This window comes from Pseudomonas sp. 22082 (assembly GCF_052046055.1).
GTDB classification, from domain to species: Bacteria; Pseudomonadota; Gammaproteobacteria; order Pseudomonadales; family Pseudomonadaceae; genus Aquipseudomonas; species Aquipseudomonas pharyngis.
The window spans coordinates 11,784-27,111 of record NZ_JBQEQB010000008.1 but is presented as its reverse complement, the minus strand read 5'-3'; the positions used below and the strand labels follow the sequence as shown (position 1 = coordinate 27,111).

14 protein-coding genes are annotated in these 15,328 nt (G+C 62.4%); 9 read left to right on the top strand and 5 right to left on the bottom strand.

Annotated elements, in window-relative coordinates:
- Positions 1-88: 88 nt before the first annotated feature.
- The 5 genes from fabB to ACTJK9_RS11375 all read right to left on the bottom strand — a co-directional run bounded on the left by fabB (position 89) and on the right by ACTJK9_RS11375 (position 7,038).
- Entirely contained in the window at positions 89-1,309 is a 1,221-nt protein-coding gene (fabB, locus tag ACTJK9_RS11395; RefSeq protein WP_007957797.1) for a beta-ketoacyl-ACP synthase I, read from the bottom strand.
- An 11-nt stretch (positions 1,310-1,320) separates the two neighbouring features.
- Positions 1,321-1,836: a 3-hydroxyacyl-[acyl-carrier-protein] dehydratase FabA gene (fabA, locus tag ACTJK9_RS11390; protein ID WP_003227150.1), complete on the bottom strand. Its 516-nt coding sequence runs from the start codon at positions 1,834-1,836 to the stop codon at positions 1,321-1,323.
- 247 nt (positions 1,837-2,083) lie between these two features.
- Positions 2,084-3,985: an ATP-binding protein gene (locus ACTJK9_RS11385; RefSeq protein WP_440813894.1), complete on the bottom strand. Its 1,902-nt coding sequence runs from the start codon at positions 3,983-3,985 to the stop codon at positions 2,084-2,086.
- A complete protein-coding gene (locus tag ACTJK9_RS11380) occupies positions 3,982-4,914 on the bottom strand; it encodes a hypothetical protein (protein ID WP_064598631.1) in 933 nt (310 codons plus the stop codon). The genes ACTJK9_RS11385 and ACTJK9_RS11380 overlap by 4 nt, the downstream gene beginning before the upstream one ends.
- Positions 4,915-7,038 carry a TonB-dependent receptor plug domain-containing protein gene (locus ACTJK9_RS11375; RefSeq protein ID WP_440813892.1) on the bottom strand — a complete coding sequence of 708 codons (2,124 nt, stop codon included), beginning with the start codon at positions 7,036-7,038 and terminating at the stop codon, positions 4,915-4,917.
- A 196-nt stretch (positions 7,039-7,234) separates the two neighbouring features.
- Between ACTJK9_RS11375 and ACTJK9_RS11370 the strand changes: the two genes are divergently transcribed.
- The 9 genes from ACTJK9_RS11370 to ACTJK9_RS11330 all read left to right on the top strand — a co-directional run bounded on the left by ACTJK9_RS11370 (position 7,235) and on the right by ACTJK9_RS11330 (position 15,108).
- Positions 7,235-8,260: an NAD(P)H-dependent glycerol-3-phosphate dehydrogenase gene (locus ACTJK9_RS11370; RefSeq protein ID WP_221397921.1), complete on the top strand. Its 1,026-nt coding sequence runs from the start codon at positions 7,235-7,237 to the stop codon at positions 8,258-8,260.
- A gap of 18 nt (positions 8,261-8,278) precedes the next feature.
- Positions 8,279-8,626, top strand: coding sequence for a DUF4389 domain-containing protein (locus ACTJK9_RS11365; RefSeq protein ID WP_011335474.1), 348 nt, complete (start codon positions 8,279-8,281; stop codon positions 8,624-8,626).
- The gene (gene sixA, locus ACTJK9_RS11360; protein WP_085655763.1) at positions 8,623-9,075 is read left to right on the top strand and encodes a phosphohistidine phosphatase SixA; all 453 of its coding nucleotides are present in this window, start codon (positions 8,623-8,625) and stop codon (positions 9,073-9,075) included. The genes ACTJK9_RS11365 and sixA overlap by 4 nt, the downstream gene beginning before the upstream one ends.
- An 81-nt stretch (positions 9,076-9,156) precedes the next feature.
- Entirely contained in the window at positions 9,157-10,812 is a 1,656-nt protein-coding gene (locus ACTJK9_RS11355; protein WP_440813888.1) for an AMP-binding protein, read from the top strand.
- A gap of 31 nt (positions 10,813-10,843) precedes the next feature.
- Entirely contained in the window at positions 10,844-11,287 is a 444-nt protein-coding gene (locus tag ACTJK9_RS11350) for a hotdog fold thioesterase (protein ID WP_085610695.1), read from the top strand.
- A 118-nt stretch (positions 11,288-11,405) separates the two neighbouring features.
- On the top strand, positions 11,406-12,212 hold the full coding sequence (locus ACTJK9_RS11345; protein WP_039772855.1) for an alpha/beta fold hydrolase: 807 nt from the start codon (positions 11,406-11,408) through the stop codon (positions 12,210-12,212).
- A complete protein-coding gene (locus ACTJK9_RS11340) occupies positions 12,209-13,063 on the top strand; it encodes an alpha/beta hydrolase (RefSeq protein ID WP_440813884.1) in 855 nt (284 codons plus the stop codon). The genes ACTJK9_RS11345 and ACTJK9_RS11340 overlap by 4 nt, the downstream gene beginning before the upstream one ends.
- 127 nt (positions 13,064-13,190) lie before the next feature.
- Positions 13,191-13,997: a DUF4892 domain-containing protein gene (locus ACTJK9_RS11335; RefSeq protein ID WP_440813882.1), complete on the top strand. Its 807-nt coding sequence runs from the start codon at positions 13,191-13,193 to the stop codon at positions 13,995-13,997.
- Positions 13,998-14,067: 70 nt separating this feature from the next.
- Positions 14,068-15,108 carry an AI-2E family transporter gene (locus ACTJK9_RS11330; protein ID WP_039772850.1) on the top strand — a complete coding sequence of 347 codons (1,041 nt, stop codon included), beginning with the start codon at positions 14,068-14,070 and terminating at the stop codon, positions 15,106-15,108.
- The last annotated feature ends 220 nt before the right edge of the window (positions 15,109-15,328 follow it).

Genomic DNA, 15,328 nt, shown 5'->3' with positions numbered 1-15,328 from the left:
CTCCCACAGCAGGTTGTGTTTATGGCTGGCGAAAAAAAACGCCCCGAACCAGTCGGGGCGTTTTCATGTGCGGCTCAGCGGGAGGGAATTACTTGCCTTCCCAGCGCTTCAGCACGAGGGTGGCGTTGGTGCCACCGAAGCCGAAGCTGTTGCTCATCACGGTGTTGATGGTGGCGTTCTCGCGGGTCTTGGTCAGCACCGGCAGATCGGCCACTTCAGGGTCCAGTTCGTCGATGTTGGCCGAACCGGCGATGAAGTTGCCTTCCATCATCAGCATGCAGTAGATCGCTTCGTGAACGCCGGCGGCGCCCAGGGAGTGACCCGACAGGCTCTTGGTGGAGCTGATGGCCGGGGCCTTGTCGCCGAACACTTCGCGCACACCTTTCATTTCCGCGACGTCGCCGACCGGAGTCGAAGTGCCGTGGGTGTTCAGGTAGTCGATCGGGGTGTCGACGGTGGACAGCGCCTGCTGCATGCAGCGGATGGCGCCTTCGCCGCTTGGAGCCACCATGTCGTAGCCGTCGGAAGTCGCGCCGTAGCCAACGATTTCCGCGTAGATCTTCGCGCCACGGGCGAGAGCGTGTTCCAGCTCCTCAACCACCACCATGCCGCCACCACCGGCGATGACGAAACCGTCACGGTCGGCGTCGTAGGCGCGGGAAGCTTGTTCCGGGGTGTCGTTACGCTTGCTGGACAGAGCGCCCATCGCGTCGAACAGGAACGACTGGCTCCAGTGCTCTTCTTCACCGCCACCGGCAAACACGATGTCCTGCTTGCCCATCTGGATCTGTTCCATGGCGGTACCGATGCAGTGAGCACTGGTGGCGCAGGCAGAAGCGATGGAGTAGTTCAGACCCTTGATCTTGAACGGGGTGGCCAGGCAAGCCGAAACGGTGCTGCTCATGGTCCGCGTAACACGGTATGGGCCGACGCGCTTGACGCCTTTCTCGCGCAGGATGTCCAGCGCTTCCATCTGGTTCAGGGTCGATGCGCCGCCGGAACCTGCGATCAGGCCGGTACGCGGGTTGGACACCTGCTCTTCGGTCAGACCGGAGTCGGCGATGGCGTCTTTCATGGCCAGGTAGGCGTAAGCCGCTGCGTGGCCGACGAAGCGATAGATCTTGCGATCGATCAGCTCTTCAAGGTTGAGGTCGATGGAGCCGGAAACCTGGCTACGCAGACCCATTTCGGCGTATTCCGGGTTGAACCGGATGCCAGGGCGGCTTGCACGCAGGTTAGCGGAGACGGTCTCTTTGTCATTGCCCAGGCACGAAACGATGCCCAGACCAGTGATAACGACGCGGCGCATGCGAATAACCCTTAGAAGTTGTCAGTGGAGGTGAACACGCCGACGCGAAGGCCTTCGGCGGTGTAGATTTCGCGACCGTCGACAGTCACCGAACCGTCGGCGATGGCCAGGTTCAGTTTGCCCTTGAGGACGCGCTTGATATGAATGTTGTAGGTGACTTTCTTGGCGGTCGGCAGGACCTGGCCGAAGAATTTCACTTCGCCCGAACCCAGCGCACGGCCGCGGCCCGGCAGGCCTTGCCAGCCCAGGAAGAAGCCGACCAATTGCCACATGGCGTCCAGACCCAGGCAGCCCGGCATCACCGGATCGCCTTCGAAGTGGCACGCGAAGAACCACAGGTCAGGGTTGATATCCAGCTCGGCGACCAATTCACCTTTGCCGTACTTGCCGCCTTCTTCGCTGATCAGGGTGATGCGATCCACCATCAGCATGTTCGGGGCGGGCAGTTGCGCGTTACCTGGGCCGAACAGCTCACCGCGACTGCAGCGCAGCAGGTCTTCCCGAGTAAAGGCGTTTTGTTTGGTCATGCGAGCTCCTCAATAATCCCATGCGGCAGGTGGGGCAAATCTTCCCGGCCGATCGACGCGTTCATGCCTCGAACCGGCAGCCTACTCATAGACTATTGCGTTGTGGTGAAAGTCACAGCACCAAGGACATGAATGTACACTTGTGCACTGAAATTTTTAATCAAGCCCCTTTTGAGGCCCGTTCGGGTGCCTAAGACTGCCGCACTTTCGCTTTTCACGCCAGTCGCAGATGCTCGAAAGGGCCTCTCTACTGCACCCAGCGCTGCAGAATCTGCTGCAGGTCATTGCGTTTGAATGGCTTGGCCAGGTAATCGTTCATCCCCGCCGACAGGCAGTTTTCGCGATCACCCTGCAACGCGTTGGCGGTCAGGGCGATGATCGGCACCTGGCCGCAGCCGGGCAGGCGGCGGATCTGTCGGGTCGCCTCATATCCATCGATGAGTGGCAAGCGACAATCCATCAGGATCGCTTCGAAACGGCTGTCCCCGGCACTGCGCACCGCCTGCACGCCATCGGTGGCGACGCTGACGGTAAAGCCCAGGCTGCGCAGCATCGCTTCGATCACGGTCTGGTTGACCGGGTTGTCCTCGACCAGCAACACATGGCGTCCTTCGCCGTGACCGTTGCCGTTCAATGCGCGCGGTGCCGCCAGCGCGGGCAGTGCCTGCTTATATAGGGCCAGTGGTATTTCCAGGGTGAACACCGAGCCGCGACCTTCTTCACTCTGGGCACGCAAGGTGCCGCCCATCCGTTCAGCGAGCGTGCGGGCAATCGGCAGGCCCAGACCGGTGCCGCCATATCGACGGGAAATCGAGCTGTCGGCCTGCTGGAACGCGTTGAACATCAGCTCCAGGCTTTCCGGCGAAATGCCGATGCCACTGTCACGTACCGCGCAGGTGAACCACAGCAATTCGTGATCCAGCGATTGCCATTGCGCCTCGATGCTGACGCGCCCCTGCTCGGTGAACTTCAGTGCATTGCCGACCAGGTTGACCAGAATCTGCCGGATCCGCGTCGGATCGCCCTGTACCTGCAAGTCGTGCATGTCATCGGGGATCCGCAGCTGCAGGGCCAGCCCGCGTTGCGCCGCGCTGTGCTGGAAGGAATGGGCGCAGGCGCCGATCAGGTCGGCGAGGTTGAACGGAATGTGCTCCAGCTCCAGCTCCGAACGTTCGATGCGCGAGAAATCCAGAATGTCGTTGATCACCTTGAGCAAGTGCTCGGTGGACTCGGAAGCCAGCGCCGCGTACTCGACCTGCTCCTCGGTCATGTCGGTGGTTTCCAGCAATTGCAGCATGCCCAGCACGCCGTTCATCGGGGTGCGCAGTTCATGGCTCATCATCGCCAGGAAATCCGATTTGGCGTTGTTGGCCTTTTCCGCCTCTTCGCGGGTCTGGATCAGTTGCGCCATCGCCTGATGCTGTTCGCGGCTGGCCTGCTCCAGTGCCTGGGCCAGGTTGTTGATGTGCTGGGACAGTGCGCCCAGCTCGGTGTCATCGACGATCGGCAGCGGGGTCTTGTAGTCGCCCTCCTGAATCGCCTTGACCGCATTGCCGATGTCGCGGATCGGCTGCGACAGGCTGCCGGCCAGTCGCCGCGCCAGCACAAAGGTGAAGAGCAGGGCGAACAACGCCAGAATCCCGGCCTTGAGCAGGATCTCCTGTTGGCGCTGACTGAAGGCATCGTTGGACAGACCGACGATCACCCGCCCCAGATAATCCTCGCTGGCCACCCCGGGGCTGCTCTTGCCGTCCTGAAAGAAATCGTTGTGCAGGGCGATGCGTTGCAGCCGCACCGGCGCCTGGAACACTTCGACCTGATGCGGGCGATTGTGCGCATCCGCCGGCTGTTCGACGTAGGCCAGAATCCGGTTGGCGCTGTCCTGCACTTCCAGAAACCGCACGTTCGGCGTGGCCAGCGTGGCCTTGAGCAGGCTTTCCAGGACTTCGTTATTGCCGGAAATCACCCCGTATTCGGTGGCCGGTGCGAGCTGGTTGGCGATCAACTGGCCGGTGTGATTCAGCTCCTGACGCAGATCCTGAATGCGCACGAAGGTGAAAAAGCTGATCAGCAGCAAGGTCAGCAACAGCGCAGGGCCCAGGCTGATCAACTGAGTGCGGGTGTTGATGTCCCAACGGCGGAAAATCATGGGCGGCGCTCTCCTTCGGCCAGCTCTGCGGCGACAGACGCTTCATTGATCGGTTCTATCCCTAAGGAACGAGCCACCTGCGCATTACTTGAGACTTTGAAACGCCCGGGGTAGAGCGTGCGCGGCCAGGTGGCCGGTGGCCGGTCCAGCAATTCGTCGAGGACGGCCAGCCAGTCGTTCTGATCGCTGTAGGTACTGGCCAGGCTGCCGGCGCGAACGAACGAGACATTCGGCCCGACCAGTGCCAGTTGCCGAGAGTAACTGCTGAGCAACAGGTTCTTCGCGGTTTTCGGGTTGTACAGGTCAGGGTCGTCGAGGCCCAGCAGCACGTCGCTGTTTTTCAGCACGGTCTGCAAGGGTCGGCTGTCGTGGGTGTTGTCCCAGCGCTGCGGGACGATTTGCAGATTCAGCGGCTGGGCGGCCGATTGCAGCTCCTTGAGCAGGAACTCGCTGTGCTGATCGAACAGCACGCCGACGCGCCCGGCCTGGGGCAGAATCCGGCGGATCAGTTGCAACTGACGACTCAGCGGCGGATCGGCCCACAGCAGGCTCAAGTGGGGTGGCTGCGCGTCGCCGAAGCGTTGTCGGGCTTGCAAGCGGCTGATGCGCAGGACCAAAGTCGCGGGGCCTTGGCTTTCCTGCATGCGCCAGTCGAGGCTCGGCAAATCGAGCAGGATCAGGCGCAGGCTCGATGGCAACTTGCCCGGTGCTGGCAGGCTGGCCAGTGGCTGGAAATGCACGCGGTCGGTCGGGCGCAGCTCGCTCAGGGCCTGGACGAAGGACTGCACGCCGGGGCTTTCTTCGGCGCCGGTCAGCAGAATGTCTGCCGCCTGCACCGCCACGCCATGCAGCCACGCTGTCAGGAACAGACAGAGCCCGGCCAGCCATTGGCCGAGCGTTGGCATCTTCCGTGACATGGCGTAACGCATCTAGAACTCCAGCTCGGCGCTGAAATACACCACGCGGCGTTCGTCGTAATTGTTGTCGACGAAGGTGGTCGGCTCATGGTCAAGGCGTTGTTGCAGCACGCCGGCCAGTTGCAGTTGGGCCTTGCCCAAGGCGATGCGTTTGGCGATGCGCGTGTCGACCCGCTCGAAGCGGTAACCGTTGAGCGCGTTGTCACCGTAATAGAAGAGGGCGCTGTTCCAGCCGTGGCCCCAATCGCGCAGCCAGCCCGCCGAACCGCTGTTGCGCGCGGTGAATTGCTGATCCAGCGGATTGCTCGCCTCGGCGTCGACGAAGGCGTAGGTCAGGCGCAAGCGGTCGGCCGCACTCAGGCGCCAGTCCATTTGCGTCTCTGTGCCGCGAAAGCGCGAATCGTTGGCGTTGCTGGCGATGTATTGATTGTTGCGCAGCGGCTCGCTGATCATCCCGGTGATTTCGTCGTAGAACAGCTTCACGTCCAGGGCCAGGCCCCATTCCGGGAAAAAGCCGTTGTAGCCCAGTTCCCGCGAGCGCATGTGCTCCTGGTCCAGATCGCCGGGACCCCGGGTCTTGACGAAGTAGCGGGCCGAAGACTGGCCATAGGCGGCGGGCCGCAGGTTGGTCACCTGATAACTCCAGTTGACGTTGTTCTCGAACATGTCCGGCGAACGGATGGCTTCCGAATACACCGCGCGCAGGCTGTGGCGCGGATTGAACAGGTAGTTGACCGCAAACCGGGGCGTCAGCGAGCTGCCGATCAATTGCGTGTCTTCGAACATGGCGCCGCCCTGCAACAGCCAGTGTTCGCTGGCGCGCCATTCGAGCTGGCCGAAGGCGCGCCAGGTGGTGTCGTCCAGCGTGCCGTTGAAATAGGTCTCGGAGTCGGCCCGGTCGTAACGATAGTTCAGGCCGCTGACCAGGCGCAGGCTATCGGACAGGCTGAGGGTGTCCTGCAACTCCAGGTCGTAGCGCGATTCCCGGGCACTCTGGTCGATGTCACCGCACAGAGTCTGGCGCGCGCCGTTGCGCCACTGATCCAGCACCTGATTGGCCAGGGTCATTTCCTGTGGCGTGCCGGCGGGTGCGCCGGGGCCGGTGTACAGCGTCATGTTGCGGGCCAGGCGTTCGGTGTAGTTCGGGTTGAGCTGCCACAGCTCCGTCAACTGCGGGCTGAACGACACTTCGGCGTCACAGGCGCGCCAGGTCTGCTGGCGATCCCAGTGTTGTGCCGAGCCTTGCACGTATAGGCTGTGATCGGGATTGAGGTCGAGGTTCCAGCGCACCGAGCCGGCGTAGTCCTTGGCTACCACGTCGGAATTGTTCCCGGCAGCGGTAATCCCGGAGAACACCGGGCGGTAGGTGTAAGGCCGCTGATTGGTCCCGTCCTTGGCGTTGACCTGCCAGTCCAGGCTCTGGTTGTCGCTCAGGGTCTGGCTGACCGCGAGGCTGAAGCGGTTCAAGCGGCGGTTGTCGCGGTAGTCGGCGCCGGTGCGGTCGCTGTCGAAACCGTCGTCCTCCTGGCCGGACAGCGACAGACGCAGGTCGCCGCCATTCCAGCCGGTGCTCTGGCTGGCATAGAAATCATTGATGCCGCGTTGGCCGCGGGTCAGCTTCAGTCGTGTGCCGTGGCTGTCCGCCGGGTTGCGGGTGATGATGTTGATCACCGCCATCAGCGCGTTGGCGCCGTAGCTGACGGTGTTCGGGCCGCGAAAGACTTCGATGCGCTCGATGTCTTCCATGGCCACCGGGATATCGCTCCAGTCCACGGTCGCCAGACCGGCGCGGTACACCGAGCGGCCGTCGATCAACACCTGCATGCGCCGGGCTTCGCTGGCGTTGGTCCCGTGATAGTTCACCGCCGCCTGATTGCCGCTGATGTTGCCGACCATCATCCCTGGCACCAGGCGCAGCAGTTCACTGATGTCCCGGGCGCCACTGGCGGCAATCAGTTCGCTGTCGAGGACGGTCATGCTGCCCGGGACTTCCGCCGGCGACTGTTTCAGGCGCGTGGCGGTCAGGATCTGCGGCAAGGCCTCACTGTCGACAAACAGGTCGTCCGCCAGTAGCACCGGGCTGAACAGCAGCGCCAGAAGCAGGGACGAACGCGGGGAAGGGGGGCCAGAAAACACGACGCAGCCTTGATAGCAAAGAATTGGCGCGCATGTTAACCGAGGTCGACGACTTTTCCAGTCACGTTGCAGGCATTTTCCTCGGTTTTATTGGTCTTCTTCCTACAAGTGCGGGTAATTGACGCCGGGGCTGTCCGAGAAGGGGACGCTCCGTATAATGCCGGCATCGCCACTGGTATGGATTAACGGATTACATATGACTGAACAGCGCCCGATTGCGGTCCTGGGAGGCGGAAGTTTCGGTACCGCCGTGGCCAATCTGTTGGCCGAGAACGGCCATCAAGTCCGGCAGTGGATGCGTGACCCCGAGCAGGCCGAGGCCATCCGGGTCAATCGCGAGAACCCGCGTTACCTCAAAGGCATCAAGATTCTGCCCGGCGTGACCGCGGTCACCGACCTGCAGGAAACCCTCGACGCCTGCGATTTGTGTTTCGTCGCGTTGCCGTCCAGCGCGCTGCGCACGGTTTTGGCGCCTCATTCCGAGCGCCTGAGCGGCAAGATGCTGGTCAGCCTGACCAAGGGCATCGAAGCCCACACCTTCAAACTGATGAGCCAGATCCTCGAAGAGATCGCCCCCCAGGCGCGTATCGGCGTGCTGTCCGGGCCAAACCTGGCGCGGGAAATCGCCGAACACGCGCTGACCGCCACCGTGGTCGCCAGCGAAGACGAAGAACTCTGCAAAGCTGTGCAGGCCGCATTGCATGGCCGCACTTTCCGCGTCTACGCCAGCGCCGACCGTTTCGGCGTCGAGCTGGGCGGGGCGCTGAAAAACGTCTACGCGATCATCGCCGGCATGGCGGTGGCGCTGGAAATGGGCGAGAACACCAAGAGCATGCTGATCACCCGCGCCCTGGCCGAAATGACCCGGTTTGCGGTGAATCAGGGCGCCAACCCGATGACCTTCCTCGGTCTGGCCGGTGTCGGCGACCTGATCGTCACCTGCTCGTCGCCGAAAAGCCGTAACTACCAGGTCGGTTTCGCCCTCGGTCAGGGTTTGAGCCTCGACGAAGCGGTGTCGCGCCTGGGTGAAGTGGCCGAAGGCGTCAACACCCTGAAAGTGCTCAAGGCCAAGGCGCAGGAGGTCGGCGTTTACATGCCGCTGGTCGCCGGACTGCATGCAATCCTGTTCGAAGGGCGCACGCTTGAGCAGGTCATCGGTCTGCTGATGCGTGCCGAACCGAAAACCGATGTCGACTTTATTTCCACCAGTGGTTTCAACTGATTCAGCAGGGAGCAGGCCATGAACGATCCGAAAACCGAAGCCAAATATGAATCCATCCTCCTGCGGGTGTTGTGGATGATTGTTTACATCCTGGTCTGGCAGGTGGCGCAGTTCATCCTCGGCGCGGTGGTGCTGGTGCAGTTGATCTATCGTTTGATCTACGGCGCCCCGAGCGCCAGCCTGATGAATTTCGGCGACAGCCTGAGCCAGTTTCTGGCGCAGATCGGCCGTTTCGGCAGCTTCCACAGCGACCAGAAACCCTGGCCGTTCGCCGACTGGCCGGCGCCGCGTACGCCGGAAGGTGAGGCGCCACACGTCGTCGCGCCGGCACCGCATCCGGTTCGGGATGAGGAACCCAAGCTATGAAACTCTGGGTATTGCGTCACGGTGAGGCCGAGCCCTACGGCTCGCGCCCGGATTCCGAGCGGGAACTGACCGCCCACGGTCGCCAGGAAGTGTTGAGCAGCGCGGCTCGCTTGATCGGCCAGCCGCTGACGGCGATCTACGCCAGCCCGTACTTGCGGGCGCAGCAGACGGCGCAACTGGTGCGCGAAGCCCTCGGCTTCGAGCCGGAAATCCGTACAGTCGAGTGGTTGACCCCGGAAGTTGACCCGGACCGCGTGGCCGAGCAACTGGTGTCGGTGAGCAACGTGCTGCTGGTCAGCCACAATCCGCTGGTGGGCAATCTGCTCAGCTACCTGCAACACGGTGCGGGCTACCCACCGGAAAAGGTCAGCACCGCCGGGCTGGCCGAGCTCGAACACAGCGAGTTGCTGATCGGCTCGATGACGCTCAACAGCCTTAAACATCCCTGAAATTTTTTGTATGAAATAGTCAACCAAGCACTTGCTTGGTTGACTACGCTTGCTCCAGACCAAAAAACAGGAGCGAGTCGAATGTCTTCCGCCTTCCGTTTGCCGCTGGACGTGTTTTACGAACGCGAGGCCCGGCACCCGCGCCAGCGTTTTCTGGTGCAGCCGATCGGCGGCGGGCAGGTCGAGACACTGACCTGGGCCGACGTCGGCCATCAGGCTCGCTGCGCGGCGCACTGGCTGCGCTCCCGGGAGTGGCCGCCGGGCAGCCACATCGCCCTGATCTCGAAAAATTGCGCGCACTGGATCATCGCCGACCTGGCGATCTGGATGGCCGGGCATGTCTCGGTGCCGCTCTATCCGAACCTCACCGCCGAATCGGTGAATCAGGTGCTCACCCACTCGGAAAGCGTGCTGGCGTTCATCGGCAAACTCGATGACTGGCCGGGCATGTCGCCGGGTGTACCGGCCGGCCTGACCACCGTCAGCCTGCCGCTGCATCCGCCGGGCACGTTCGATTTCAACTGGGATGATTTGCAGCGCAGCTCACCGATCCAGGACGACCCGCGACCCGCCGCCGAGCAACTGGCGACCATCATTTACACCTCCGGCACCACCGGCCTGCCCAAGGGCGTGATGCACAGTTTTGCCAACCTCGGCTTCGCGACGACGCGCGGTACGCAGCTGTTCGGCCTCAATGAGAACGACCGGCTGCTGTCGTATCTGCCGCTGTGTCATGTCGCCGAGCGGATGTTCGTCGAGCTGGCGTCGATCTATACCGGGCAGACGGTGTTTTTCGCCGAAAGCCTCGACACCTTTCTTGCCGATCTCAAGCGGGCACGGCCGACGGCGATGTTCGGTGTGCCGCGGATCTGGACCAAGTTCCAGATGGGGGTCTACAGCAAGATCCCGGCGAAACGCCTGGATTTGCTGCTCGGTCTGCCTTTTATCGGCCGACGGATCGGCCACAAGGTCCTGGCCGGATTGGGTCTGGATGCCTTGCGCGTGGCGCTGTCCGGTGCGGCGCCGGTGCCGCTGACCTTATTGCGCTGGTATCAGAAACTCGGGCTCGACGTGCTGGAGGTCTACGGCATGACCGAAAGCTGCGGTTATTCGCACATCTGTCTGCCGGGTCAGTACAAGGAAGGCTGGATCGGCCGGCCGTGCCCCGACGTTGAAGTGCGCATCGATGAGTCCGGCGAAGTGCAGGTGCGCAGCCAGGCGAACATGCTCGGCTATTTCAAGGAACCGCAGAAAACCGCCGAGACCCTCACCGAAGACGGCTTCCTGCGCACCGGCGACAAGGGCGAACAGGACGCCGAAGGGCGTTTGCGCCTGACCGGGCGGCTCAAGGAAATCTTCAAGACCAGCAAGGGCAAATACGTCGCCCCGGCGCCGATCGAAAATCGGCTGGCGGTGCATTCGCGGATCGAACAGGTCTGCGTGGTTGGCGATGGCCTGAGCGCGCCGCTGGGATTGTGCGTGCTCTCGGCGGTAGGCCGGGAAGAGGCCCGCGCGCCGCTGCATTCGAGCCTGGAAAAATTGCTGGAGGAGGTCAACGCCGTCCTCGACAAGCACGAGCGCCTGCGCCGGCTGGTGGTGGTCAAGGACAGCTGGGCGGTGGAGAACGGCTTCCTCACGCCGACCCTGAAAATCAAACGCAACATCATCGAAGACACCTACGGGGCACGTTTCGAAGAATGGAGCGAGCGCAGCGAGACGGTGCTGTGGCAGGATTGAGCGTCGATCAAAACAACAAAGGAAGCCTGCGATGACCTTGTGGCGCACCACTCCGAACATCGAGCAGTTGAACGCAATCCAGAAAAACACCATCGGCGAAGTGCTGGACATCCGCTTCGAGGCCTTCGACGAGGAATCGCTGACGGCCAGCATGGTCATCGACCATCGCACCCATCAGCCTTACGGCCTGCTGCACGGCGGCGCCTCGGTGGTGCTGGCGGAAACGGTCGGGTCGATGGCGAGTTACCTGTGCATCGACGCCAGCAAGTTCTATTGCGTGGGCCTGGAAATCAACGCCAACCACTTGCGCGGCCTGCGCAGCGGACGAGTGACGGCGGTGGCCAAACCGATCCACATCGGCCGCACCACCCATGTCTGGGATATCCGCCTGACCAGCGATGAAGGCAAGGCCAGTTGTGTGTCGCGCCTGACCATGGCGGTGGTGCCGCTGGGAGAACAACCGCCGGCGCGTTAATGGCCGCAGCGTCATAGCCCTGACCGGACTGTCACCATTCCTGGCAGTTACGGTCATTGCTGTAGGACGCGGTCTTGCGGACAATCAACGCCTGTTTTCCGCTCTTGGATTTGCCGGTATGTCGCAACCGATCTTCTTCGCCCACGCCAACGGTTTCCCTTCGGGTACCTACGGCAAACTGTTCGCGGCGCTGGCGCCCGAGTACCGGGTCGCGCATCTGGAACAACATGCCCATGACCCGCGTTTCCCGGCAGGTGATAACTGGTATCACCTGGTCGATGAACTCATCCATCATCTTCAACAGCAAGACGAGCCGGTGTGGGGCGTGGGCCATTCCTTCGGCGGCATGCTGCATTTGCACGCCGCGCTGCGTTGCCCTGAACTGTATCGGGGCGTGGTGATGCTCGACTCGCCGGTGCTGACCCGCACCGATCAATGGGTGATCCGGGCCGCCAAGCGTTTTGGTTTCATCGACAAACTGACCCCGGCCGGCCGCACGCTGGGACGGCGCGAAGAATTTGCCGATCTGGACAGTGCCCGTGGTTATTTCGCTGGCAAGACCCTGTTCCGCAGCTTTGATCCGGAATGTTTCGATGCCTACTTGCAGCACGGTCTGCACAAGGTCGGCGACAAGCTGCGCCTGCGCTTCGATCCTGCGACCGAGATCAGCATCTATCGCGGCGTGCCGCACACCAGTCCTGCGCATACCCGGCAATTGAAAGTGCCGCTGGCGGTGGTACGTGGACACAAGAGCCGCGTGGTGATGAACCACCACACCCGATTTGTCGGACGCCTGCCTCAGGGCGAGTCGCTGACCGTGCCCGGCGGGCACATGTTTCCGCTTGAGCGTCCGCAGGACACCGCACAATTACTGAAAAACCTGTTCAATCGCTGGGAACGCCGGCAAGACAAGGATTGCGCATGAACCCCGCCGTTGAAGAAGTGCGCCTGAGCCTGCCGCATATCGAACTGGCGGCACACCTGTTCGGCCCGGAAGATGGGTTGCCGGTGATCGCCCTGCACGGCTGGCTGGATAACGCCAACAGCTTCGCGCGCCTGGCGCCGAAGCTCAAAGGCTTGCGCATCGTGGCGCTGGACATGGCCGGTCACGGGCATTCCGGGCACCGTCCGAACGGCGCCGGTTACGCGCTGTGGGATTACGCCCATGATGTGCTGCAGGTCGCCGAGCAACTGGGCTGGAAACGTTTCGGGTTGCTCGGGCATTCCATGGGCGCCATTGTTTCGCTGGTGCTGGCCGGGTCGTTGCCCGAACGCATCACCCATCTGGCGTTGATCGACGGGGTTATTCCTCCTACCGACAAAGGCGAAAATGCCGCCGAGCGCATGGGCATGGCCTTACAGGCGCAGCTCAATCTTCGGGAAAAGCGCAAACCGGTCTACAACACCCTCGACCGGGCGATCGAAGCGCGAATGAAAGGGCTTGTGGCGGTCAGTCGCGAAGCCGCCGAACTGCTGGCGCAACGCGGACTGATGCCGGTGCCCGGTGGGTACACCTGGCGCACCGACAACCGCCTGACTTTGCCTTCGCCGCTGCGTCTGACCCAGGAACAGGCGATGGCGTTCGTGCAGCGCATTGCCTGCCCCGCACAATTGGTGGTCGCCGCCGATGGCATGCTGGCCAAGCATCCCGAGCTGCTGGAACGTCTACCCTTTGCCCGGGAACAGCTGCCGGGCGGGCATCATCTGCACCTGAACGATGAGGCCGGGGCCGAGCTTGTCGCAGACTGTTTCAATCGGTTCTTCGCCATTCCTTGACTTGCTCCCGGCAACTGTCGAGGCTGGGCGGGTTGAAATGGGAGACAACCAAGATGGATTTCTACACCGCTGCGACTTCGAACTGCCCCCAAGGCATCCAGGCCATGTCCCTGCGATGAGCCTGTCCATGCGATCTATCAGTCTGCTGGTGCTGTGCTGTTTCAGTCCCTTTCTAATCGCTGCCGATCTGCCGGGCAGTCAGGATCTGCCGATTGTGCCGCGTGTGGCCGATGCGCAGATCGTCGACTATCGCCCCGCCGTGGAGCTGGAGCGGATCTATCCGCTCGGCTCGATCCGCAAGATCAGCGGTCAATTGCGTTTCGACGGCCAGGTCAGCGCCCGGGGGCAAACCACCTCGGTGACCTATGAATTACCGCCGGAACATTCCGCCACCGAAGCCTTCACTCTCGCTCGCGAAGCCCTGCAAAAACAGGACGCCCAGCTGTTGTTCTGGTGCCAGGCCCGGGATTGCGGCGAGAGCAGCCTGTGGGCCAACGAGGTGTTCGGCAACGCCAAGCTGTACGGTGCCGACGAGCAGCAGGCCTATCTGCTGCTGAGGCTCGCGGCCCCGCGCGACAACACGCTGGTGGCGCTGTACAGCATCACCCGGGGCAATCGCAAAGCCTATCTGCACGTTGAGCAGTTCGAGGCGCTGGCCCCGCTGGGTGACCTGCTGCCGACTTCGGCCACGCTGCTGCGGGAGCTGAAAAGCACCGGCGAACTGGACTTTCCCAAGCTCGCCGGCGATCCGGATGACACCTGGCTGCGCTTGCTGTCCCGTGGACTGAACCTCGACACCACCTTGCGGGTGACAGTGTCCGGGCCGAAAGCCGAGGCCTGGCGGCAGGCGCTGATCGGGCAGGGCGTGCGTGCCGCGCGCATGGAAACCGGCAGTGTCGACGGCGAAGGTCTGCGCATCGATCTGTTGCGATAAGGTGTCTTTGGCGGACACGCTCGACGTGTTCGCCTACTCTTTGCCTGACTGATTTTTTTCGAGATTTCACATGCCCAATAATGATCGTCTGCTGGTGCAGATCCTGTTGCTGGTGCTGTTTGGTGCCAGTTTCTGGGTGATGGCGCCGTTCTGGTCGGCGCTGTTCTGGGGTGCGGTGCTGGCGTTTGCCAGCTGGCCGCTGATGCGCTTGTTGACCCGCTGGCTCAATGGCCGGGAATCGCTGGCGGCCCTGGTTCTGACCATGGGCTGGATGTTGCTGGTAGCGGGGCCGCTGGTGTGGCTCGGCTTTAACCTGGCCGATCACGTGCGTGACGCTACGGCGTTCATCAAGGATGTGCAGGTCGACGGGCTGCCCGAGGCACCGAGCTGGCTGGGTGGCGTGCCTTTGGTGGGCGAACGGCTGGTGGGGATCTGGAACAGCATCGATCAGCAGGGGGCGGCGCTGATGGTGACGGTCAAACCCTATCTGGGGCAGGTCGGCAACTGGCTGCTGGCGCGCAGTGCGCAGATCGGCAGCGGGATTCTCGAGCTGACCCTGAGCATTGTCTTCGTGTTCTTTTTCTACCGCGACGGGCCGCGGCTGGCGGCATTCGTGCACAGTCTGCTGGAACGCCTGATCGGTGACCGGGCCGGGTACTACATCGATCTGGTGGCCGGTACCGTGCAACGGGTGGTCAACGGGGTGATCGGTACGGCGGCGGCGCAAGCGGTGCTGGCGCTGATCGGGTTCCTGATTGCCGGGGTGCCGGGGGCGCTGGTGCTGGGGATCGTGACGTTTCTGCTCAGTCTGATTCCGATGGGGCCACCGCTGGTGTGGATTCCGGCCACGGCATGGCTGGCCTGGAAGGGCGAGTACGGGATGGCGGTGTTTCTCGGGATCTGGGGGACGTTCATCATCAGTGGCGTGGATAACGTACTCAAGCCGTATCTGATCAGCCGGGGTGGGAATCTGCCGTTGGTGATTGTGTTGCTTGGGGTGTTTGGCGGCTTGATTGCGTTTGGGTTTATCGGGTTGTTTATTGGGCCTACGCTTTTGGCTGTGGCTTATAGTTTGTTGACGGATTGGAGTAAGAGTCAGGCTCGGGTTTGAGGCTTTGGACTTGGCGGCCTTTGGGCCGACCAGGCTCTTGTTCGTTTTGCGTGTATATCCGTTTCTTCGGGTGCGGCCGCTGGCGGTTTCGCTCTTACAGCGAGTCACTTTGGCAAACGCCCCAAAGTAACCAAAGGTCTGGGCCCCGGCGTACGGCCCGCTCGCTGGGGCTCGGGGTTCCTTCGTTCCGGGATTCATCCGGGGGCATCGCCTACGGTTT

Bases quoted from the DNA above. Each gene is read 5' to 3' on its own strand.
- ACTJK9_RS11385 (WP_440813894.1), bottom strand. From the start codon at position 3,985: ATGATTTTCCGCCGTTGGGACATCAACACCCGCACTCAGTTGATCAGC.
- ACTJK9_RS11330 (WP_039772850.1), top strand. From the start codon at position 14,068: ATGCCCAATAATGATCGTCTGCTGGTGCAGATCCTGTTGCTGGTGCTG.
- ACTJK9_RS11340 (WP_440813884.1), top strand. From the start codon at position 12,209: ATGAACCCCGCCGTTGAAGAAGTGCGCCTGAGCCTGCCGCATATCGAA.
- ACTJK9_RS11345 (WP_039772855.1), top strand. From the start codon at position 11,406: ATGTCGCAACCGATCTTCTTCGCCCACGCCAACGGTTTCCCTTCGGGT.
- ACTJK9_RS11355 (WP_440813888.1), top strand. From the start codon at position 9,157: ATGTCTTCCGCCTTCCGTTTGCCGCTGGACGTGTTTTACGAACGCGAG.
- ACTJK9_RS11370 (WP_221397921.1), top strand. From the start codon at position 7,235: ATGACTGAACAGCGCCCGATTGCGGTCCTGGGAGGCGGAAGTTTCGGT.
- fabA (WP_003227150.1), bottom strand. From the start codon at position 1,836: ATGACCAAACAAAACGCCTTTACTCGGGAAGACCTGCTGCGCTGCAGT.
- sixA (WP_085655763.1), top strand. From the start codon at position 8,623: ATGAAACTCTGGGTATTGCGTCACGGTGAGGCCGAGCCCTACGGCTCG.
- ACTJK9_RS11350 (WP_085610695.1), top strand. From the start codon at position 10,844: ATGACCTTGTGGCGCACCACTCCGAACATCGAGCAGTTGAACGCAATC.
- ACTJK9_RS11380 (WP_064598631.1), bottom strand. From the start codon at position 4,914: ATGCGTTACGCCATGTCACGGAAGATGCCAACGCTCGGCCAATGGCTG.
- ACTJK9_RS11365 (WP_011335474.1), top strand. From the start codon at position 8,279: ATGAACGATCCGAAAACCGAAGCCAAATATGAATCCATCCTCCTGCGG.
- fabB (WP_007957797.1), bottom strand. From the start codon at position 1,309: ATGCGCCGCGTCGTTATCACTGGTCTGGGCATCGTTTCGTGCCTGGGC.
- ACTJK9_RS11335 (WP_440813882.1), top strand. From the start codon at position 13,191: ATGCGATCTATCAGTCTGCTGGTGCTGTGCTGTTTCAGTCCCTTTCTA.